Raw genomic sequence first — 21,261 nt, 5'->3', positions numbered from 1 at the left:
ATAAGGGGCTTCAGGTGTTGTCATAATTTGCGAGTATTTTTAGTTGAAAAACTTAAATAATATTAAAAAGATTTTCTCCCTCCAAAGAGAGAGAAAGAGTGCAAATTATGCACCAGGAATAGTTTGTCTGTGTTCGATTGAGTAAGTAAATGTAGGAGTTGTTAAACCAGTGATGTATTTAACAAATTTACCAGTTTCAGCTTCATAAATACCGATACGACCAGCATTCCACTCAGAAATCATAGTCCAGTGACCGTGATTTGCCGGCTCAGCGTGAAGAATTCTAGGAACAACTACTTCGCCTTTGTCATCTTTTACAGTTGGAACATCCCAGCTATAAAGAACTTTATGAGTTACAGGGTTTATAACAGTACCTTTTGTTGTACCTACAGTAATAATTCTGTCTAGCTCAAGAGTTTGTTTGTTGATTAAGTGAACTTGATTCCAGTTTTCAGGACCGCCAAGTACGTTATCTGCCCAAAGAAAAGGTGTATGCTCAGACGTACCGATAAATAATCCACCACCACCAGTTGGAATATGACGAATAACATCAAAGTTATCATCCCAAATAGTTACTTGACCAAGATTCATGTTAACTGTTGCTCCAAGTTGTTGACCTAGAGTTTCATTAAACCAAGAAGAACCTTGACCTGGGTGTGGCTTAGATGCAGGACCTGTATAGATTTTAGTAACTAAAGATTTAGTTTTAAAGTCAACAACACCAACAACGTCACTTCCTTGAGAAGCGATGAATAAGTAACGACCAATCTCTTTACCTTCATTTAAGAAACCATCATGAAGAATATCGCCGATATTTGGAATATCTCCAACGATTGGGTAGTTTGGCTTAGAGTAATCTACGATATAAACATGTCCACCGTCTTTAAGGGCAAATGCGATATAAGGACCGTATGGAGTATCAAAAATACCTGCTACACGAGATGAATCAATATCACCGTTTGGCTTAATAACGCTTGATGTAGGATAAACTTTTAACGGCTCAAGAGTCATAGCATCCATAAGTACAGCACCGCCTGGAACATAGTTTCCAGCCATTAGATACTTACCATCTGGGGAAACAGCAAGACCACGAGAGTCAGAACCAACTTGACACTCAGCGATTTTTTGCTGACCCGGAGTATTAAGGTCGAACATTGTTACTAAACCTGAACGAGAGATTGAGTAAGCATAACGAGGTTGACGTTTGTTTGTAACTGTTACGTGAACAGCAAAACCAGCCGGATGCTTAGATAAAATTTTACCGCTTGTTCCATCAACGAATGCAACACGCTCAGCATCACGCTCAGTTACGAAACAGATATCTGTATTTTTCTTAACATCTGCAGCTTGTGGATATTTTTTGAAAAATGTCATTCTATCGTTAAGACCTTTCCATCCAGCTTTTACAGTTTCAAGAGTAAGCTGCTTGATTTTTTTGCCTTTGAAGTGTTGTAAATAATCAACCATTGCATCAGCATCAGCTTTAGAAAATTTAGCTTTAAATTCTGGCATCGCAGTACCTGCACGACCATTTAAAATAGTAGCTGCAAGATCTTGAGAGTTTTTCTTATCAATTATCGCAGGACGAAGATCCGAACCAACACCACCTTCGTGGTTTGGACCATGACACCCTTGACACTCTTTTTCAAAAACCAGTTCAACATCCATCTTTGATGTATCAGCAACTAAGCCCGAACCAACTACTGCCATTGCAGCAACAGACATAACTAACTTGTGTAATCTCATTTTATTTCTCCTTCTAAAATAGATAAATGTGCGGGCCCGAAGGCCCTGCACGACTAATGGCTAGATTAACCCTCTTGCTCTAGACGAGCTTTTTCTTGTCTGTAAATCCAAATCATTGGAAGTACAATGATGGTATGCAAAAAGATAGTAAGAGTTAATGGACCTTGAGATAGTGTAGCAAAAAAACTTGGTACAACATCTACAAATGGTTCAAACATTGCATTCATAATATTTTCTCCTTAACGTGCATGATGAGTAGCTTTACCGATACTCAATAAATCTTTAATTAAGAATAGGAAACCAGTAAAGGTAACAAATCCCATAATCAATCTCCAATCCATACCTTGTGCAAACCATGTGCCTGCTTGACCGTCAAAGTAACCTGACCAAGTAGCACCCATTTGTGCACGTGAAACAAGAACTTGAACATATCCTGCGATTGTAAGCGCTACCGTCATACCTAAAACACCTCCAACAATCATACTAGTTGCCCAGATAGAAGATTTAGTGTGGTTGAGAACTTTGATACCGTTTTTACCTTGAACTGCAATATACATCATACCGATAAGAATAGTTGCATATGCTCCAAAGAACGCTAAGTGACCATGCGCCGATGTAAATTGTGTTCCATGCGTATAAAGGTTAACTTGTGGTAATGTGTGGAAAAATCCCCAAATACCAGCACCTAAGAAGTTACCAAATGCATTTATAACAAACCAAGTAAATGCCGGTTTATTTGTAATGACTGATCTATTTTGACCTTTTGCATGCTCTTCGCCTTGTGTTTTACCCCAGTCATAAAGAACGTGGATAAACATTGCGACAAGTGGTAGTGGCTCTAGTGCAGAGAATAGTGCTCCAATTTCCCACCAGTATTCAGGTGTACCAATCCAAAAGTAGTGGTGACCCATACCAAGGATACCTGAACCAAATAGCATAGACACTTCGATCCATAACCACATTTCAACAACTTTACGATGTGCACCAATCATAGTGATTAGACCATAAGCTGCAAGCGCACCAACATAAACTTCCCAAGTAGCTTCAACCCATAAGTGAATTACCCACCACCACCAGAACTGATCAACTGAAATATTATCAGTAAAGAACATACCTGTTAAGTAAAGACCCGCAAATGCAATCATGTCTGCCATAAGAACAGTTACGATTCCTGAGCGATTACCTTTCATACCAGTCATAAATAAGTTAGCAACAAAACCAAGTGCTACAACCGTAATACCTAAGTCTGCCCAACGAGGAGCTTCAATATACTCACGACCTTCATGTATAAACCAGATTGACATTTCATCAGCTGATCCAACTTGAACAAAAATATAAACAAGAACAACTACTGTTATTGCAGCAGTAAATATCCAGAAAAGTAATTTTCCAAAACCTATACCTACAGTTTCAATACCTGTTTCATCAGGAAGTAACCAATAAACAGCACCAAACATTGCAAAAACCATCCATACAACAAGTGCATTAATGTGAAGCATTCTAGCAACTGAAAAGTCTAGTATCTCAAATAAAAAACTAGGAACTACATATTGAATAGCGGCAACAAGACCAAAAAGCAATTGCGCTCCAAAAAGTGTTGCAGCTACAGTAAAATACCATGTTGCAAGTTTTTTAGACTCTGAATTTAAATAACTATTTGCCATTTACTGCTCCTTGTATTTTTCCGAAGTTTCTTGGAAAACCATTTGTATCAATTGTTGACATATGTTTCAAGAAAGCAACTAAGCCTTTAGCCTCTTCAGCAGTAATGCCTAAATTTGGCATCATACGCTCATGCGTAGGATATTGAGATGGATTTTGTAAAAACTCAGCCATCGCCTCTTCTTTTGTATTTTTGCCTGTCATAGCTTGCATTGATCCTTCTGGTCCCCATGCAGGATCTAGCCAAGCTTTTGTTAAATCCGGAGCATAATAAGCACCGTTTCCAAGAAGTGTATGACAGTTCATACAGTTTTTAACCTGAGAACCCAATTTTCCTAGGTGAAGTAGTGCTGTTGCTTCTTCTTCACTCCAGTCGTCTCTACCAAAAAATTTCTCTTTTTCTTGAAAAGATGAAGTACCGTCTGCATTTGCTCCACCAATTACTGGAATTTCATGTTGACGTTTTTTGTTCATTTCATAAGTAATCTTATAATTAATAACTGTAGGTCCAGGAACCCTTTTAGTTACACCATTTTGTATATCTGAATCAGTACCCATTGATATTTGAGCGGTCGTGTCAAATGTCAACCAAATGAGAAGAACTGATGCAAATCCTGTTATCCATGCTGCTGAACGCTGCCAGAAGCGATTATCACTCCATACGGATTTTTTAGCCACTATACCCTCCTATAAATTATGCGTCAATATATATATAAGTTAATGTTCATTTTCTTCATGAACACGATCTTGCATGTAGTAAACTGCATGTGGAAGCAATAGCAACCCAATAGCAGCAACAACTAAAGCCTTTGCCGTCAGTTCGTTAACATGCATCAAGCTTCCCATCAAATAGAGACAATAGGAAGTAAGTATCCAAAATAGATAGCCAAAAGGCAACGTCCATTTCTTAAGCATCTTGACTTTTACAGCCGTATATATACCAACATAGAATCCTCCAAATACTAGAACAAGAGTAGAAGATATAAATATTGTCAAGAAATCTTCCACAAGAATGTCCTGTGTCATTAAAACTTCATTTACCATTTTATCTCCTACTATCGCTAAAATTTTTCAGAATCAAGAGAAGTTTAGTCCTAATTAGTTCAAATACTATTGACGTACATCAATTTTTTTATTAAATAGAAAGATTAAGGTTAGTTTTATTATTTATGTAACAATTTGAAACATAGTTGAAATTTCAATATTTGACTATATGATGATTAATAAATGAAGATAACAAAAGCAGATATTAGAGAAAGTGAAGAAGTGAAGAGAGAGTAAGCGCAAAAATAAGTGTTACGGCTATGGTAACGATACGTTTTTGTTTTTCTTGTATGTTGTATTTTTCTTCAAGATAATCTCCAAGTTTTAATCCCGGATAAACTGAAAACATTAACATGGGAACGCTCATAACAAGTATGAAAACAATATCTTGAAACACCATTATAGTAACTCTTTTCACTATTTATTTAAGTTTGCTATTATATCATTGATTAATTAATTTTTTTTAAATATAATTAATTTTTTACAATAAAATTCACAAGCAAAAGAGGAGAAGAGATGAAAAAAGTTTTATCTATAATTGTAGCATCAGTTGCAGCGTTAACATTAACAACTGGTTGTGGGGGTGCATCAACGGGAATGAGTGCTCATACTCAAGACGATGCAAGTATATGCAAGAGTGCAATTTACATTGGGGATAGCAACTATAAATCAGTGTTAAAATCAATTGAAATAGCGGGTAAAAAGGAAGGATGGCTAATGACACCTTTTAAAGCAAATGCTATTATTGGTGAAAAAATTATTGACGGAGAGATGCAATCAATAAAAATTACACTTGATAAAAGACATATTTCATGTCCTGAAGATGACATTTCAAAGGGTGAGATGAAAGCCCTAAGAGCTGCAATTGTAAAAGAGTTAAAAAAAGATAGTTCTCACTAAAAAGAGTAAGATAAAATCTGTTGCCTTTATTTCAGTGCAGATTATTAATGATTAATCTTTTCTATGTTTAGAGATTCCACATGCTTGATTTGGTTTTGGAGGATTTTCTTTTAGATAAATCAAGTCATCTAAAGTCTGTTTTAAAACTCTTTTTTGCTGAAGTAGCGGCAGCATGCGGTTATCTTTTTCATTCATAGGCAGGCTCATATCAGCGAGGATTGCCTCCACCTCTTTGTCTAAATCTTGTAATGCATTATTTATATGTTTAATAGAATTCATGGCGTGAGTATAACAAAAATTAAAAATATTTGGGTATAATCTCGCTCTCAAAGTACATTTTGTACTCTAAGAGAATTTTACAAAGGAGTTTCGATGCCAAAGATGAAATCGGTAAAAGGCGCTGTAAAGCGTTTTAAAGTTAAGAAAAATGGTACAGTTAAACGTGGTACAGCGTTTCGCAGCCATATTTTGACAAAACAAGATTCAGATACTCGTTCTAAGCAAAACAAGTCAAAAGTTGTTGCAAAAGTTGATGAAAAAAATATTAAGGCTATGATTAACTAAATTTTAGTTGATTATTAAATCTCCAGCCGCGTAGCAATATAGTAGCTGGGCAAGACCACTTTGTATGTGGCACCTTGAACGCGCAAAAGTGTCTGGGTAAAGAGAAAAGGAAATAATATGCCAAGAGTAAAAACAGGTGTTGTTCGTAGAAGAAGACACAAAAAAATATTAAAACTTGCAAAAGGTTTTTATGGCGGACGTCGTAAACACTTCCGTAAAGCAAAAGAGCAGTTAGAGCGCTCAATGTACTACTCATTTCGTGACCGCAAGCAGAAAAAACGTGATTTCCGTAAACTATGGATTATCCGTATAAATGCAGCTTGTCGTCTTAACGGTATGAACTATTCATCTTTTATGAACGGTATTCACAAGAGCGGCATCGAGCTTGACCGTAAAGTTCTTGCTGATATGGCTATGAATGATGCAGCGGCATTTAGTGCAGTTGCAGAAGCTTCAAAAGCAGCATTGGCAAAATAAGTAAAATGAAGTGTGGCTTTTGCTACACTTCACCCTCTATCTTGTGTAAAAAAAGCACGCTGTTTCCTTTTGAATTATAATATATCCCAAGTGATGATTGTCTTGATATATAAACACCCCGTCCGTTAAAGTTTTTTTTATCACGAAAAATTTTACTTAATATTTGCGTATTAAAACCATCTCCCTCGTCTGTTATAACAGTAGTTACATAGTTTTTTGAATTGTACTCTATTATATCGATAGTAACACTTATCTCTTTTGTACAATTTTTTTGCAGTTCTTCTAATGTTATAAAGTAGTTATCTTCACTTAAGAGTCTGTTTTTAGTCTCTGCATCAAGACCTAGGCTTCCATGCTCGTAAGCATTCATAAATAGCTCTGAAAATACTATGCCGGCACTATATAATAGTTTACTCTCATCGGTTATGGTGCTCCATATATCTGCATACCACTCGTTTGCTTCCTCAAGGGCGTTTAAACTGCTTTGAAATTTTTTTCTTAGATGTTTCTTTGGTTGTGACAAAGACAATCGGTTGATAAATATAAAAGTCATGTCATCTTCTTGCACATCTGTTCTAAAAAGAATCTTCTCTCGCAGTTCATCTTTTGTAAAGGAGGACAAAAAGTCATCTTTTATATAGTTTGCATAAATTTCGTTTCCAACTCTTAGGCTGTTTTCTACAACGCCGTCACTGTAAAATAGAAATTTCACACTACCTGATATATCTCTTGTGGATACAAGAAAATTAGTTGTGTATTTGCTAAGAGGTGGATTGTTTGATTTTATGGGTATGATTTTATCTTTACTTGAGTGTATAAGAGAGGGGGGCATGGAAAATTTCGCATATTGCATAGTGAAGTTTTTGCAATCTAAGAGAATAAAATCTAAGGATAGTGTCTCTTCATCAAGCAGGATTGGTTTTATGTAATCTATTGCTGAGTCAACAATTTCTCTTAAGTTAAAAGAGCTACCCATTTTATCTATTAGGTAGTTTACAAATGTTGTTATAATCATTGAACTAAGTGAGGCAGATAAGCCCTTGCCCATACCATCTGCTATAAAATAAAATGTTTTAAAAGTATCTATTCTTCTGGCACTATATGCATCCCCACTGAGTATATCAAGTGGTTTGTAAAAAAAATCTATTAAAGCTATATCTCCATCATCAATCATCTGATAATAGAAATCATTTCTTACAATATTGAGCTCTTTTGAGAAAGCTAAGTCTTCCTGATAAAGGCTATACTTCTCTTTTTTTTCAAGTTCTTTTATCTTTTTTTCTCTTTGCTTCTTAAGATAGTTGTCGGCAAAGAGAAGCTTGGAGACATTTTCAACTGCCTGCATTACTTCAGATATAATTATTGGTTTTTTTAAAAAATTGTTTACATTAAGCTGAAGCGCCTGAACTATTATATCAATATCTTGTATAGCAGAGACTAGGATAATCGGAATCTCTTTGTCGTTGTCTCTGATTTTTTTAATCATGTCGATGCCGTTTAGTATCGGCATAGCATAATCAACGATAATGAGATCAATTTTTTTACTTTTATATTTTTGATACCCATCTTCGCCGTTATCAGCGAAAACAACACACTTTACTAACTCTTCAAAAACAGACTGATAAAGAAGCTGAGTAGTTTTATTGTCCTCAACGCACAGAAGAGTTAAGGACTTTATATATGTTAAAATTGAGTCATCAATACCGTTGTTCATTAAATCTTAAATTTACTCAACTCATTTTGCAGTCTGTTTGCATCGCTAGCTAGTTTTGTGGCTGCACTATCAACGAGATTTCTATGTTGTGTATTTTTTTGAGAAATCTCTATTACCTCATCCATATCCTGGATGAGCTCTTTAGTTTTTGTCGCTATATAGGTGCTTTGATACATAACGTCACTTGATTTGTCGGTTGTAATTGAGAGATTCTCTTTAGTCGTTTGTGCAGAAGTGATTAGATCTTGTGCTGAGTCTGCTATATTGTTCATGTTCTGAGATGTTTTGCTTGTCTCTTGTGATATTTCAACAACATTTTGTGTAATGAGATTTACATTCGCACTAATCTCACTAAGACTTTTTTGTGTTCTCTCCGCAAGCTTTCTTACCTCGTCTGCGACAACGGCAAAACCTCTACCATGTTCACCTGCACGCGCGGCTTCGATAGCAGCATTAAGAGCAAGAAGATTTGTTTGGTCTGCAATGTCTGAGATAATCGCTAAAACATCTTTAATATTTTTGGCTTGATCTGTAAGTGAGGAGACTTTTTGAACTAAATCCTGCTGATTTTCATTGCCCTCTTCAATTGCAAGCACAACAGAATTAAGTTTTTCTATAAAACCGTCTAAAACGCTAAATGTCCTGTTTAGATCCTCCGTAACGGTAATAGAAGCCTCTTCAATAGCATCAAGGCGTTCTCCGACTTCACTTACTAAAATATTGATACCTGATATTTTTGTGTCGGCAAACTTTCCGTTTTTTGTAAGTTCGTCAACTATACCATTTAAATTTTTGCTCTCTGTTGATGTTGTAACAGAGACATCTTTTGCTTGATACACACTCTCTTTAAATGCAATAATCATGACATGAAGTGCTTTTGAAATTTGTGAAATTTCATCTTTACCCTCAACCACAACATCACATGTTAAATCCAAGTTACTAGATACACACTCTATCTTCTCTAAAGAGCTGCGAACACTTCTGTTTACTCCTCTGCTGACAATAAAAATTATTGCAAAAATTACGATAGCAAATAGAGTGTAACCGACTAAAGTTAGCAGTGCAATAGTGTTTTGCTCAGACTTTACTTTCTCTAAGAGGATGCTGTTTTGTTTAGCTAGCTCATCATCCACTTCTTTTAAAAGGTCTATCTTTTTTGTTATAGTTTGGAACCACTTTACGCTCTCAACTCCAAAATTTCCTTCATTTGCCTTTGTTTTTGCGATATCTCTCATTTTGTTAACTTCGCTGATAACGGGGGAGTTCATCTTTTGCTCATAAAGAGCCTTTGAACTCTTTGTAGCTAGGGATAAATAAGCATCAATAAATGCGTCCTGCTCTGCAACAATAGTAATCCATTTAGTAAATATGCCCTCTGCAAATTTATCTGCCGCAAAAGTACCGCTTAAAATTGCCCTTTCAATCCCAGCGCGCTCTTTTGATTTTAAAAAATTGCTGTAAGAGCTAAGTGCTTTTACCAGTTCTTGCTTGTTTGCTAGTTTTGCAGTGAGGGAAACAATGTTTAAAATCTTTTTATTCATGTTTGTATAGTATGCGACAACATCGCCTAGCTTGATTGAGAGTGAGTCAACCTGAGAGCGAATTTGTGAGATTTTATTCATATCTGAAGTTAATTCCGTTATTTCACTGTTGAGTTCTTTTGGAAAAGCATTAAGGTCAAGAGTATTTATGTATGTTGTTAATTTTACATACTCTTTTGTGGTGTCTGTTCTTTGTTTTGGTAGTATATCATCAAATTGTTCCCCTTTTGAGCCTATAAAGCCGGCACTTGCACCTCTCTCTTTTTGTGTCTCATGAATGAGAAGACTTAGCTCTTGGGAGAGTTTGTTTAGCTCTTGCGCTTGAGTGATGATTGCATTGTTAGTGAGCGTATTTTTGAGCGTAGTAGCAATAATAATAAGCGCAAAAGAGACTACTATAATAGTAATGAGGTTTAATTTATATTTAATTGTCATACTAATTTCTTTTTGCTTTAAAGGTTGATGCCAGATTTAAATCATCCAAAAGACGTAACAACTGCTCATTCCCAATACTCATATGCAGATCAATACTATCTTTTAAAACCAGTTTGTTTAAGTAACCGATTACTGAAGAAGTGATGGAGAGAGAATCTTCAATATTTATATTGATATGCTTGTGTGCAATAATAATATTGTCAATACTACGCTTTATGTTTTGAAAATCGCTAATACTCTTTATGTTACCGTTGATAACAAGAGTGTTCGAAGATACTTTGAGTTCCATGCAATTAACCTCATTTTTGTTTATAACGATAGTCTATAATTGTTTTAGTTAAAATTAACTAAATTCAGAGATATTTCTTAACCAATCCTTAATTTTCTTTTCATAACCAATATCTTTTAGTTTAACTAAGTTTAATTGTTTTGTAAGGTATTGTTGTTTCACATATCCTCCAAAATCGTGAGGGTAGAGATACCCTTCATTGTGTTGCGTTATGTGCTTGGGGATATCAAGCAGTACACCCTCTTTTACTAATTTCTGCGCTTTGTTTATTGCTAGGTAAGCTGAATTTGATTTAGGCGAAGATGCCAGATAGATAACTGTCTGTGCTAAAATAATTCTAGCTTCCGGGTAACCGATTTTTGAAACACTCATCAAAGCTGAGGTTGCAAGCGTAAGAGCTTGCGGATTTGCGTTGCCAATGTCTTCACTTGCTAAAATTACAAGTCGTCTTGCAATAAAATCTGCACTCTCTCCGCCCTCAATCAAGCGAGCTAGATAGTAGATAGCGGCATCCATATCCGAACCCCTGATAGATTTAATCAGCGCACTTGTTAAGTCATAATGCACACCCGCTTCACTGCTTCCGGCACTTAGAGCATTAGGTCTTATAGATTTTAAGATTTTAAGCGTTATGTGAGAGTCTATGTTTGATGCAAACTCAAGTAGTTTTAGCATTGCTCTTGCATCTCCGCCACTGCTGCTTACTAGATACTCTACTGCATCAGCATCACATGTGAGCGAACCGCCTAAAAGTGCTTTTTGTAATAACTCCTCTAGTGCTTCGTTTGTTATGTAGTATAGTTCAAAGAGCATAGAGCGGGAGCGGATTGCGGAGGTAAGCGAAAAAAATGGGTTCTCAGTTGATGCACCGATAATTAAGGCGGAGTTGTTCTCCATAACAGGTAGCAAAACTTCTTGCTGATTTTTAGCCAATCTGTGAACTTCGTCTATAAAAATCAGAGGTCTTTGCAGCGTGTTTTTATAGGTATCAAAAATTTTTCTTAACTGCTCAATCTTGATGCTTGTGGCATTAAGCTCATAAAAAGGAAGCTGCATTTTTTTGGCAATAATTCTTGCGATGGAAGTTTTTCCGCATCCAGCAGGACCAAAAAAGAAGCTGTGTCCCAGAGCATTTTTTTCACACAATATTCTCAACGGTGCATTTTTACCGCTTAAGTGCTCTTGCCCGACTAGCTCATCAAAAGATTGAGGGCGTAAAAGATGCGTAAAATCAGCCAACTTTAGCGCTTCTTTTTAAGTGGTTTTTTATCTTTAAGAGTTTTCTTTGTTTCATCTTTAGAAAAGTGCTTCTTGGCTTTAGGGTTTTGTTCTGATTTTCTCTCATCCTTAGCAACACTCTTTTTCTCTTGCGTAAAACTTCTTTTTTCGCTGTTTTTGCTAAGTTCTCTAGACTCTTTTAGTTCTGATTTTTTCTCATCTTTTAAAAATTTTGAAAGAGCTGAGTATTCGCTACGGCTTAAAAATCTCACTTTTGCTTCAGGGAGATTATTTAACTCTATTTCAGCAAAACTAATTCTTTTAAGGTCTACAATTTCTGCTCCAAAGTGGGCAAAAAAGCGTCTAAGCTCACGATTTTTACCCTCACTAAGAGCCACTTTAAGAATTGAGTAGTTTGGTTGATTTTTCTGAATTTTATACCCTATAAAAGGTTTAAACTCCATTTTTGTGACTTTAGAGTGGGAGTGTCCACCCGCAGAGGCATCATCTAGTGTCATGCCTTTTAGCATGGCATCTTCCATGTCGGGGGTCACTTCGCCTTTGATTTTGATTTTATAAATTCTCTCCAAATTCGATTCCATAAGAGCTGATGCAACTTTAGAAGCATCGGTCAGAAGGAGTAAGCCCTCTGACGCATAGTCAAGTCTTCCTACCGGAACGTAATGTTTATACTCTTTGCTTAGTGAGTCATAGATAGTTCTTCTGCCTTTTGGGTCGCTTTTGGTTACGAGTTCGCCCTTTGGCTTGTTGTAAACAATAACAGTATATTTATCTCTTGGACTTACCTGCTTGCCACTAACGTAAATAATGTTTTCACCCTCTATAACATCTGTGGCAGGATTTGTCTGAATCTCCCCATCAACTCTTACATAACCGTCTTGAATAGCTTTATCAGCCTCTCTTCTTGAGTAACTTGAGTGGTGTGCGATGTATTTGTTTAATCTCACGATATACCTTTTTCTATCAAAGTATGGATGTGAAGCACGCCATTTACTTTTTTCTCTTTATCAGTTACAACTAAAAGCTGTATCTTCATCTCTTCTATAATCACAAGTGCTTCACTTGCAAGTATATTTTCATCATCTATTGTTTTTGGATTTAGTGTTGCATACTTTAAGACACTATCCTCAAGCGAAAAATCTTTACCCATAAGCGCTCTTCTAATGTCGCCGTCACTAACAAGTCCTAGAAGCTTGTCAAATTCATCACAAACCAAAACTGTACCGAGTCTGCCCTCGCTAATCTTTACAATGGCATCTTTGAGTTTTGTTTGGGCTGTTATGATTGGCAAATCTTTTGTTCTCATCAAATCTTTAACTTTAACAAATAGCTGTTTTCCTAAAGCTCCCCCGGGATGAAAGGAGGCAAAATCACTCTTTTTAAAGTTTTTTGCTCTCATAAGACATACCGCAAGGGCATCACCTAGCGCAAGAGTAAGCGTAGTTGAGCTTGTCGGTGCAATATTAAGGGGACATGCCTCTTTTTCAACCACGACATCTATAACCAAATCGCTATATCTTCCAAGTGTGGAATTTTTGTCTCTTGTCATGCCTATAAGTGGAGTTCCAAATCTTTTGATGTGTGGAAGTATGGAGCTTAACTCTTCGCTCTCGCCGCTGTAGCTGATGGCAAGAACAACATCATCCTTTGCTATCATTCCCAAATCGCCATGTAGCGCTTCTGTAGGATGAAGAAAAAAACTCGGAGTTCCAGTAGAAGCGAATGTTGCTGCCATTTTTGCGCCTATTAGCCCTGACTTTCCCACACCAGTGATAATTAGTTTTCCTTTGCATGCAAGAATGATTGCAACCGCTTTATCAAACACATCGCCTATTTTTTGGGCGCTGTTTAAGAGCGTTTGGGCTTCAATATTTAAAGTATCTTGTGCTATTTGTTTGTAATTCATGATGCAATTATACCCTTTTTTGGGTATAAATTGCGCAGCAGCAGGAGGATATTTAATTAATATCCGGTTTTGGAGTTTTAGAAGTAGATGCAGGCAGTTGAGGAAGTATAACGTCTGCTTTTCTGCCCTCAAGTGCTTTTAGAAACTCTTCAATTGAAGCAGCCTCTTTGTCACTTATATCTGCACCGAGTTGGATGCGTCCCATCTCTTTAATTGCATCTTTTAACTCCCAATACTGGCCGTTATGAAAGTATGGTGCAGTTTGAGTGATGTTTCTTAAAGTAGGTACTTTTACCATACCATTTTTGTCACCTTTGAAATCGCCTACATCTTGGTACTTATATGTTCCTGTAACGTTAAATACGTTCATCTTACCGCCAAGAGCGATGTCGTTATGGCATGTAGTACACCCTTTGTCTATAAAAGTTTTAAGGCCCTCTTTTTGTGAAGAAGATAAAGCTTTGTCATTCCCGTTTAAGTAGTCATCATACGCCGAGGGTGTAACTAGCGTTCTCTCAAAGGTTGCAATTGTGTCAGCAATTTTTTCAAATGTTATCTTTACATCTTTGCCATAAGCTTTTTTAAATTCTGCAACATACTCAGGCATAGAAGTAACAGTTGCCACTACATGCTCAGGGGTTGCAGACATCTCAGGTGCAGCTTGCATTGGACCTTGCGCTTGAGCCTCTAGATGAGGGTCACGACCATCCCAAAATTGAGAAGTGAAAAATACGGCATTATAGACTGTAGGTGAATTTAAATGGTGTGGATTTGCAGTCCATTGATGTCCTATAGCAGCAGGAATCCCATCATCTCCGCCTTCGCTGAGATTGTGGCAACTATTACAGCTGATAAAACCGCTTTTTGAGAGTCTTGGATCAAAATAGAGTTTTTTACCAAGTTCGGTCTTTTGGGCAGTAATGGGATTCTTTGGATTGTCTGTCAACTTCAAAAGCTCTTTTTTATCATTAGGAATCGGCTTTAATCCAGCTTTCTTCACATCTGTAAGTAAATCAGAAGCTAAAAGTGACGAAGCTGCTAATGCAACTATTAATAATGTCTTAGTGTACATGTTGGGATCCTTGTATATGAAATTTGTCACAAATCTTACATTTATTATGCTTAATTTCTTATAAGCAAGTTCTATTTTCTTTATAAAAATAAAATATGTAAGATAGTAGGCATAGCCTTAATTTATAAGAGATAAGATATAATAATTGCCAAACTTTTTAGAGGGGAAAAAATGAGAGATAAATTAGGAAAATATGTCAGTAGCATCAATGCGCTCAAAGTTGAAGAGAGGGTACTCTTTTTTAATACTCTGATTTTGGGAAATGAAGGTGCGGGCAAAACAAATCTGGCATGTAAAATACGAAACTATATAATCGACAAAGAAGTTGCAACACTCTATCTTGATTTTTCCAACTCAAATATTGATGAGATAGAACTTAGATACAAAGATGAGCACTTTAACTACATAAAATTTGATGAGAGTGAAGAGTTTTTAAAGAAGTTTAACAAGCTTATTGATGAGAGAAAACATATCTACATGGCTGTTGACCCTGCATATTTTTCAAACAAAAGAGATATAAAAAGTAAATTGACGGAGACGCTACAGATAGCGGGATTGTTAGAAAACTATTACTATTTTTTCCATGATATTGAAAATTTAAACGGATTTTATACAAAATTTGAAGACTTTTTGCTCTACATGCTAAACTTTTTAAATCTGAAAAAATATGGACTTACTTTTCTAGCTCAACCGCATAGCACATTTGAAAATCCACAGATAAAACTGCTCTTTACATTTTTGTATCTTGGCAGATGCGCAAATTTCGAGTATTTTAATACGGCAAATTTGAAAAAACTTCCAAAAAACAGATTTTTTTATCAGTACAGAACAAACTATCACACTCTCTTGTTTAACGATATAAAAAGCAACATCGTAGAGATAGACGAGTATGTTATTGATGAGTAGAGATGCAAAAACTTTTTAACGAGGTAGCATCTTTAGATAAGAGATGCTACGAGGAGTTTTTTCTAAGCGAAGATATTTTGATGGAGCATGCCGCAGAGGGTATGGCTGAGTATATCCGCAACAATTTTAACACAAATGCAAAAGTCATCATAGTTTGTGGAAGCGGCAATAATGGAGCTGACGGAATCGCTTTGGCGAGGCTTCTGCATAAAGAGTATGATGCCTCAATTTTTTATGCGAAAAAACCCACCTCCAAAATGGCGCTCCTACAGCAAAAACGGGCTATTAGCATAGGCGTAAAAGAGTGCGAAAAGCTTCAAAAGTGTGATGTTTTGGTAGATGCTATTGTCGGAACGGGATTTAGCGGCGAATTCAATGAAGCTCTGGCGGAGATAATTGAGCAGATGAACACTTTAGAGGCTTTTAAAATCGCCTGCGATGTCTCATCAGGATATAAGTTCATGGCAGATGTGACGTTGACTATGGGAGCTTTGAAAAAAAGCATGTTTTTGGACATGGCAAAGGATGTTCTCGGCGAGATAAGAGTTATAAACCTTGGAATCAGCAGAGAAGTTTACGAAAGTAAGAGTAACTGCAAGCTACTTGATTTGCAAGATTTAAAACTTCCAAATAGAGCAAAAAAAGATTCTCATAAGGGCTCTTACGGGCACTTGGCTATTGCATCAGGACAAATGTGTGGAGCGAGTATTATGAGCGCTCTTAGTGCCTTGAGATTTGGAAGCGGACTTGTAACGCTTGTGGGATTTGAAAAAATTGAGATACCTCATACGCTCATGTACTCACACGAAGTGCCTAAAAACACAACGGCTTTGGCTTTAGGAATGGGTCTTGGGGAAGAGTTTAGCGAAATAGAGCTAGAGAAGTTTTTAGACAACTCTCTGCCACTGATTGCAGATGCTGATATATTTCACAAGCGGGCTATTTTAGAGGTTTTAAAAAGAGATGAGGTTGTTCTCACACCCCATGCAAAAGAGTTTGTATCGCTTTTAAAAAGGGCAAATATTGTCGAGATAACAGTAGAAGAGCTTCAAAAAGAGCGTTTTAGATATGTAGAGATGTTTTGTGAAAAATATCCACATGTTACACTTCTTTTAAAAGGTGCTAATGTCATAATAGGCAAGGCAGACGAATTTTATGTAAACCCACATGGAACGCCGTCTCTAGCAAAAGGCGGCAGTGGAGATGTTCTAAGCGGCCTTATCGGGGCTCTTTTGGCACAAGGATATAGCACACTTGAAGCTGCAATCAACGCTTCACTAACACATGCTAAACTAGCACAGAATTTTAGCGGAGCTGATTTTTCGCTCACGCCTGATGATCTTATCAATGAAATAAGTAAACTATAGGAAGACAAATGAAAGATATATTAAAAATAGGAAATTATGAACTAGGCAGCCGTTTGATTGTCGGAAGCGGTAAATATAAAGATTTTCAAACAACAAAAGAGGCAACGCTTGCAAGTGGGAGTGAGCTTATTACGGTTGCTGTCCGCCGCCTAAATATTACGGACCCTCAAAAAGAGAATCTTCGTGATACATTTAAAGGCACAAACGTTAAGTTTTTGCCAAACTCCGCAGGATGTGTAACAGCCGAAGAAGCGATTACCACTTTTAGACTTACTCGTGAGGCAACTGGGATTGATTTGATTAAACTTGAGGTTATCGGGGATACTCAAAAAACTCTCTACCCAGATGTTTTAGAGACTATCAAAGCATGTGAAATACTCTCAAAAGAGGGTTTTACCATTATGGCATATACTTCAGATGACCCTATCATGGCAAAAAGACTCGAAGATGCAGGTGCTCATGCCATCATGCCTCTTGCAGCGCCAATTGGGAGCGGTTTGGGAATTCAAAATCCTTACAATATTGTCTTTATTCGTGAAGCAGTAAGTGTCCCCGTAATCGTGGATGCAGGGATAGGGTGCGCAAGCGATGCTGCTTATGCCATGGAGTTAGGAGCTGATGGAGTTTTGACAAACACCGCTATAGCTCAGGCGCAAAATCCGATGATGATGGCTGAGGCTATGAAGCATGCCATCATCGCTGGCCGCATGTCGTATCTCTCTGGTAGGATTCCAAAAAGACCATACGCGACAGCATCAAGCCCAATAGATGGAATGATACAGTTTTAATAACTTACTAAAGGAATATTCCTTTAGTAAGATAGCCTTACTTAACAATGATTTTGTTTCTACCTGTTCCTTTAGCTTCGTAGAGCGCTTCATCAACTCTCTTTACAAATGCCTCTTCACTCTCACCGTTTATATACTCTGTAATTCCAAGAGATACAGTAACCTTGCCAACAGTTTCAAAAACATGCTCTTCTACGCTAACCCTTAGTTTTTCCCCAAGCATAGAAGCGTGAACAGCAGATGTTGCTTGTAGTATAATCATAAACTCCTCTCCGCCCCATCTAGAAGCTATATCTCCTGAGCGAATAGTCGAAGTTATGATATTTGCTATATTTATAAGCACTTTATCCCCAACATCATGACCATAGGTGTCATTTACCTTTTTAAAGTGATCTATATCTAAAAATATTATACACAGAGGTGCTGAGATAGTACGTGAAAGTGCTATTGATTTCTTTAAAACATCATTTAGTTTATTTCTGTTAAAGAGATTTGTTAAAGCGTCTGTAGAAGCCATATGCTCTAGCTCTTTTATTTTTATATACTCGTTAGTAATTTCATCAAATGTTATCAGATAGAGCACTTTATCATCTGTTTTTATCTCTTTTGCATAAGGTTTAAAATATCTATATTTAGCATCTTTTTTTATGCAAACTTTTAATTTTTTAGCATCTTGCTCTTTTATAAGGTACTCTATCCAGTTGATGCCATCATTATATGTTTGAATGAAGTTGCTGTTATCTTCTACTTTTTCAAACACATCAGACATATGTTCGTAGTTCTTTTTAAACTCTTCTATAGAGTGGTAGCCGGTAAAATTAAGTATAGTCTTGTTAGCATATATGACACCTTTGTCATCTGCAAGCACTATAAAACTAGCGTCTGTATCAATAATCTCTTGCAAGAGTTGTTTGGTAGATTCTATCTCTTTTGTTCTATGTGTTACTTCAGCTTGAAGTTGTTGGTTATATCTTAGTTGCTTAAAGATGAGTAAAAATATACTAAACAAGAAAATAACTACAAACACTTTTAATAAAATTACTCTAGTTTTTATAGACGAAGTAACTTCAAAATACTCTCTAGAGTCTAAACTAACACTTATTCCGCCTCTAACATCACCGAGTGAATAGCCTTGCTGTTTATGACAAGGAAGACAGTAGTTAGTTGTAAGGAGTGCTCCCATGTAGTTAAAATTAGAGTCTTTACTTATTTCATAATACTCTTTTTCATCTGTTTTTTCAAAATACTTGAGTGCTCTCTCTTCAAAAGGAGTGGCTTTGTTATCTGGGTTGATAAGCTTAAGGCTTGTTATACGAAAACGAAAACCATCTATGTTGGAGATTTCAGATAGCTGTCTAGACATCCATGCAGGATTTATCTTTATAAGTGTGAGGTTTTCATCAACTTTTAAAATATTGTCTCTTAGATATGGATTTGGTTTTTGACCCTCTTTGGGTATCGCATAAATTCCACCATAGCTTGCATTCCACACTCTAGTGTTTAGTTGGTCTTTAAAATGTGTTTGAGCTTGTTTTATAAGAATCTGTTTTTGAAGGTCAATGTTTTTTTTACTAAAAACATCTATAAAATAAAAGGAAATGAATACCGACACTATAAAAACAGTACCGAGTAATATATATTTGTTAAATTTAAGCATTAGTTAGATTATAACAAATAGTTAAGTTATTTCTTCTTAAAGCCCAATCTTTTTAGACAGATGAGTCATAAGTAAAAGTTGCCCCATTCCCTCGAAAAATCTATCTACGCCCATATCTTTTGCATCTACTGATTTTTTAAGAGCTTCATAAAACACAACTCTGGACTCTTCAGATGCACTCATGAATGTCTCTATAATGTAAGCAAATGTAAGAGTGTGAACTTTCTTGTTTACTTCAAAGTCTATGGTGGAAGATTCAGCTATCCCCTCATCTATAAGAATCTGTTTGCATTCTTGCTCAAGGTCGTTTTTCATTAAATAATCTCCAGTAAAGAAAGTACAAGTAGTATCATAGCAACAGGTGTAATATAACGAAGTGAAAAGTACCAAACTTGAAATGCAATAGCCCCAAACTGAGCCTTAAGAAGAGACTCTACCCTCTGTTTCTCTACACTATAACCAATAAAAAGAGCCATAACAAGCCCGGCAAGAGGTAGCATGATAGAAGCAGTTATATAATCCATCCAGTCAAAAAAGTTTCTACTTCCAAAGGTAAGAAACTCTTTATAAGCGTCAGCATTCGACAAAAGAGCGACTATACCAAAGAGATAAAAAAACAATCCCATGGATACAGAAGCTTTTAATCTGCTCCACTTAAACCTATCTATAAAGTATTCTATCATAGGCTCTACTAAAGAGACGGCAGATGTCAAACCTGCAAAAGCAAGAGCTATAAAAAATAAAACTGCAAAAAAATTACCAATAATGCCCATCTCATAAAAAACAGTAGGCAAAGAGATAAAGACCAAGCCCGGACCCTTAGCAGGACTTGAGCCATACTCATATAAAAATGTAAATAGCATCAAGCCTGCAACTATTGCTATAACAGTATCTAGCAATGTTATCCAAATAGCACTTTGAACAAGGTTTGAGTTTTTTGGCATAGAGGCGGAGTAGGTAAGGATAGCTCCCATGCCAAGAGAGAGCGTAAAAAAAGCATGACCGATAGCTGTGATAAATACTCCAGAGTTTATTTTCTCCCATTTTGGAGCAAACATAAACTCTAAAGATTGTGAGAAAGCATCAAGCGTGAGGGCGTAAGCAGACATTCCGAGGAGGATAATAATTAGTATTGGCATCAGTATAAAATTTAGCCTTTGAATACCACCTTTGATGCCTTTTGTGAGAATGTAAGTGATGAGTAAAAATGTTAAAGTATGATAAAAGAGTTGAGTTAAAATATCTGAGCTAAGCATAGTTGTAAATGTGGTTTCAGCCTCTTGTATGGATGCTGGAAGCGCGGTTGTAGAAGTTACGATATAGTTAAGTATCCAGCCGATAACTACGGAGTAGAAAGTCATGATAAAAAGCCCAGTCACACTTTGAAAACCAGCAAATTTCCAGATGTTTTTATGTTTTGGTGCAAGAGACTCAAAACAGCTTACCCCATCTTTTCTTCCCACATACCCAATGAGCATCTCAGCTATAAGTATAGAAAAACCAATGAGTAAAACGGTTACTAAGTATATAAGAACAAATGCCCCACCGCCATTTTCACCTGTAATATATGGAAACTTCCAAATATTTCCAAGTCCAACAGCACTTCCAGAAGCCGCTAAAATAAACCCTAACCTACTAAATCTTGCTATTTTCATATGTTAAAAACCCTTTAAAAGCAGGCAATTATACTAAAAAAAATAATTATATAAAAGAAATAAAGAAAAAGCATTGACATTTTAAAAGTTATTGACTATAATTTCGCCTCCTTAATCAGCTGTAAAGACTGTTTTAATGGAAGAAGTCGGGGTGTAGCTCAGTATGGTTAGAGTACCTGGTTTGGGACCAGGGGGCCGAAGGTTCGAGTCCTTTCACCCCGACCACTTTTATATTTAAAAAATTATGGTGAGATTAGCTCAGCTGGTTAGAGCACTGGTTTGTGGTGCCGGGGGTCGCG

General features: G+C 36.5%; 23 protein-coding genes and 1 tRNA gene. 7 read left to right on the top strand and 17 right to left on the bottom strand.

From position 1 onward, the window contains the following. Positions 1-105: 105 nt before the first annotated feature. The 6 genes from M0Q17_RS03365 to M0Q17_RS03340 form a co-directional block, all read right to left on the bottom strand. The gene (locus M0Q17_RS03365; RefSeq protein WP_295083281.1) at positions 106-1,746 is read right to left on the bottom strand and encodes a nitrite reductase; all 1,641 of its coding nucleotides are present in this window, start codon (positions 1,744-1,746) and stop codon (positions 106-108) included. A gap of 65 nt (positions 1,747-1,811) precedes the next feature. Then, a complete protein-coding gene (locus M0Q17_RS03360; protein ID WP_295083279.1) occupies positions 1,812-1,973 on the bottom strand; it encodes a hypothetical protein in 162 nt (53 codons plus the stop codon). 12 nt (positions 1,974-1,985) lie between these two features. Then, positions 1,986-3,410 carry a cbb3-type cytochrome c oxidase subunit I gene (locus tag M0Q17_RS03355; protein ID WP_295083277.1) on the bottom strand — a complete coding sequence of 475 codons (1,425 nt, stop codon included), beginning with the start codon at positions 3,408-3,410 and terminating at the stop codon, positions 1,986-1,988. Beyond that, positions 3,400-4,086, bottom strand: a complete 687-nt coding sequence (locus tag M0Q17_RS03350; protein ID WP_295083275.1) for a c-type cytochrome — start codon at positions 4,084-4,086, stop codon at positions 3,400-3,402. The genes M0Q17_RS03355 and M0Q17_RS03350 overlap by 11 nt, the downstream gene beginning before the upstream one ends. A gap of 39 nt (positions 4,087-4,125) precedes the next feature. Further along, positions 4,126-4,434, bottom strand: a complete 309-nt coding sequence (locus M0Q17_RS03345; protein WP_295083273.1) for a hypothetical protein — start codon at positions 4,432-4,434, stop codon at positions 4,126-4,128. A 223-nt stretch (positions 4,435-4,657) separates the two neighbouring features. Further along, a complete protein-coding gene (locus M0Q17_RS03340; RefSeq protein WP_295083271.1) occupies positions 4,658-4,852 on the bottom strand; it encodes a hypothetical protein in 195 nt (64 codons plus the stop codon). Between the two features lie 116 nt (positions 4,853-4,968). Here M0Q17_RS03340 and M0Q17_RS03335 point away from each other — a divergent pair, with 116 nt between their 5' ends. After that, a complete protein-coding gene (locus M0Q17_RS03335; RefSeq protein ID WP_295083269.1) occupies positions 4,969-5,352 on the top strand; it encodes a hypothetical protein in 384 nt (127 codons plus the stop codon). Between the two features lie 51 nt (positions 5,353-5,403). Here M0Q17_RS03335 and M0Q17_RS03330 read toward each other — a convergent pair whose 3' ends face one another. Continuing rightward, positions 5,404-5,631, bottom strand: coding sequence for a hypothetical protein (locus tag M0Q17_RS03330; protein ID WP_295083267.1), 228 nt, complete (start codon positions 5,629-5,631; stop codon positions 5,404-5,406). Between the two features lie 93 nt (positions 5,632-5,724). Here M0Q17_RS03330 and rpmI point away from each other — a divergent pair, with 93 nt between their 5' ends. Together rpmI and rplT are read left to right on the top strand one after the other, a co-directional pair. Next, complete coding sequence (rpmI, locus tag M0Q17_RS03325; protein ID WP_295083265.1) at positions 5,725-5,916, top strand: 50S ribosomal protein L35; 192 nt, start codon at positions 5,725-5,727, stop codon at positions 5,914-5,916. Between the two features lie 117 nt (positions 5,917-6,033). Further along, positions 6,034-6,393: a 50S ribosomal protein L20 gene (gene rplT / locus M0Q17_RS03320; protein WP_295083263.1), complete on the top strand. Its 360-nt coding sequence runs from the start codon at positions 6,034-6,036 to the stop codon at positions 6,391-6,393. Between the two features lie 22 nt (positions 6,394-6,415). Here rplT and M0Q17_RS03315 read toward each other — a convergent pair whose 3' ends face one another. From M0Q17_RS03315 to M0Q17_RS03285, 7 genes are read right to left on the bottom strand one after another with little or no spacing between them, the layout of a single operon-like run. Continuing rightward, positions 6,416-8,107 (bottom strand): fused response regulator/phosphatase, encoded by a 1,692-nt coding sequence (locus tag M0Q17_RS03315; protein ID WP_295083261.1) that lies wholly within the window; start codon positions 8,105-8,107, stop codon positions 6,416-6,418. After that, positions 8,107-10,083, bottom strand: coding sequence for a methyl-accepting chemotaxis protein (locus tag M0Q17_RS03310; RefSeq protein ID WP_295083259.1), 1,977 nt, complete (start codon positions 10,081-10,083; stop codon positions 8,107-8,109). Before M0Q17_RS03310 ends, M0Q17_RS03315 begins: the two co-directional genes overlap by 1 nt. Before the next feature lies 1 nt (position 10,084). After that, the gene (locus M0Q17_RS03305; protein WP_295083257.1) at positions 10,085-10,372 is read right to left on the bottom strand and encodes a hypothetical protein; all 288 of its coding nucleotides are present in this window, start codon (positions 10,370-10,372) and stop codon (positions 10,085-10,087) included. Positions 10,373-10,426: 54 nt separating this feature from the next. Further along, positions 10,427-11,611, bottom strand: a complete 1,185-nt coding sequence (locus M0Q17_RS03300; protein ID WP_295083254.1) for a replication-associated recombination protein A — start codon at positions 11,609-11,611, stop codon at positions 10,427-10,429. Between the two features lie 2 nt (positions 11,612-11,613). After that, entirely contained in the window at positions 11,614-12,558 is a 945-nt protein-coding gene (locus tag M0Q17_RS03295) for a pseudouridine synthase (protein ID WP_295083252.1), read from the bottom strand. Beyond that, the gene (locus M0Q17_RS03290) at positions 12,555-13,517 is read right to left on the bottom strand and encodes a KpsF/GutQ family sugar-phosphate isomerase (RefSeq protein ID WP_295083251.1); all 963 of its coding nucleotides are present in this window, start codon (positions 13,515-13,517) and stop codon (positions 12,555-12,557) included. Before M0Q17_RS03290 ends, M0Q17_RS03295 begins: the two co-directional genes overlap by 4 nt. A 52-nt stretch (positions 13,518-13,569) precedes the next feature. Beyond that, entirely contained in the window at positions 13,570-14,589 is a 1,020-nt protein-coding gene (locus M0Q17_RS03285) for a cytochrome-c peroxidase (protein WP_295083250.1), read from the bottom strand. A gap of 171 nt (positions 14,590-14,760) precedes the next feature. On the opposite strand from M0Q17_RS03285, the gene M0Q17_RS03280 reads away from it, so the two are divergent. Genes M0Q17_RS03280 through M0Q17_RS03270 form a run of 3 tightly spaced genes read left to right on the top strand, consistent with a single transcriptional unit; the run spans position 14,761 to position 17,650 of the window. Beyond that, positions 14,761-15,495, top strand: coding sequence for an ATP-binding protein (locus tag M0Q17_RS03280; protein ID WP_295083248.1), 735 nt, complete (start codon positions 14,761-14,763; stop codon positions 15,493-15,495). A 2-nt stretch (positions 15,496-15,497) separates the two neighbouring features. Continuing rightward, positions 15,498-16,862, top strand: coding sequence for an NAD(P)H-hydrate dehydratase (locus M0Q17_RS03275; RefSeq protein ID WP_295083246.1), 1,365 nt, complete (start codon positions 15,498-15,500; stop codon positions 16,860-16,862). Between the two features lie 8 nt (positions 16,863-16,870). Further along, positions 16,871-17,650: a thiazole synthase gene (locus M0Q17_RS03270; protein ID WP_295083244.1), complete on the top strand. Its 780-nt coding sequence runs from the start codon at positions 16,871-16,873 to the stop codon at positions 17,648-17,650. Between the two features lie 37 nt (positions 17,651-17,687). Here M0Q17_RS03270 and M0Q17_RS03265 read toward each other — a convergent pair whose 3' ends face one another. The 3 genes from M0Q17_RS03265 to M0Q17_RS03255 form a co-directional block, all read right to left on the bottom strand. After that, positions 17,688-19,262 (bottom strand): diguanylate cyclase, encoded by a 1,575-nt coding sequence (locus M0Q17_RS03265; RefSeq protein ID WP_295083242.1) that lies wholly within the window; start codon positions 19,260-19,262, stop codon positions 17,688-17,690. Between the two features lie 81 nt (positions 19,263-19,343). Beyond that, the gene (locus tag M0Q17_RS03260; protein WP_295083240.1) at positions 19,344-19,622 is read right to left on the bottom strand and encodes a hypothetical protein; all 279 of its coding nucleotides are present in this window, start codon (positions 19,620-19,622) and stop codon (positions 19,344-19,346) included. Next, complete coding sequence (locus M0Q17_RS03255; protein ID WP_295083238.1) at positions 19,622-20,962, bottom strand: sodium-dependent transporter; 1,341 nt, start codon at positions 20,960-20,962, stop codon at positions 19,622-19,624. The genes M0Q17_RS03260 and M0Q17_RS03255 overlap by 1 nt, the downstream gene beginning before the upstream one ends. A 147-nt stretch (positions 20,963-21,109) precedes the next feature. On the opposite strand from M0Q17_RS03255, the gene M0Q17_RS03250 reads away from it, so the two are divergent. Beyond that, positions 21,110-21,187: transfer RNA gene (locus tag M0Q17_RS03250), tRNA-Pro, on the top strand. Positions 21,188-21,261 lie beyond the last annotated feature (74 nt).

It is taken from the genome of Sulfurimonas sp., from assembly GCF_023229105.1.
In the GTDB taxonomy this organism is placed as follows: Bacteria; Campylobacterota; Campylobacteria; order Campylobacterales; family Sulfurimonadaceae; genus Sulfurimonas.
This window is presented reverse-complemented; position numbering and strand designations above follow the sequence as displayed.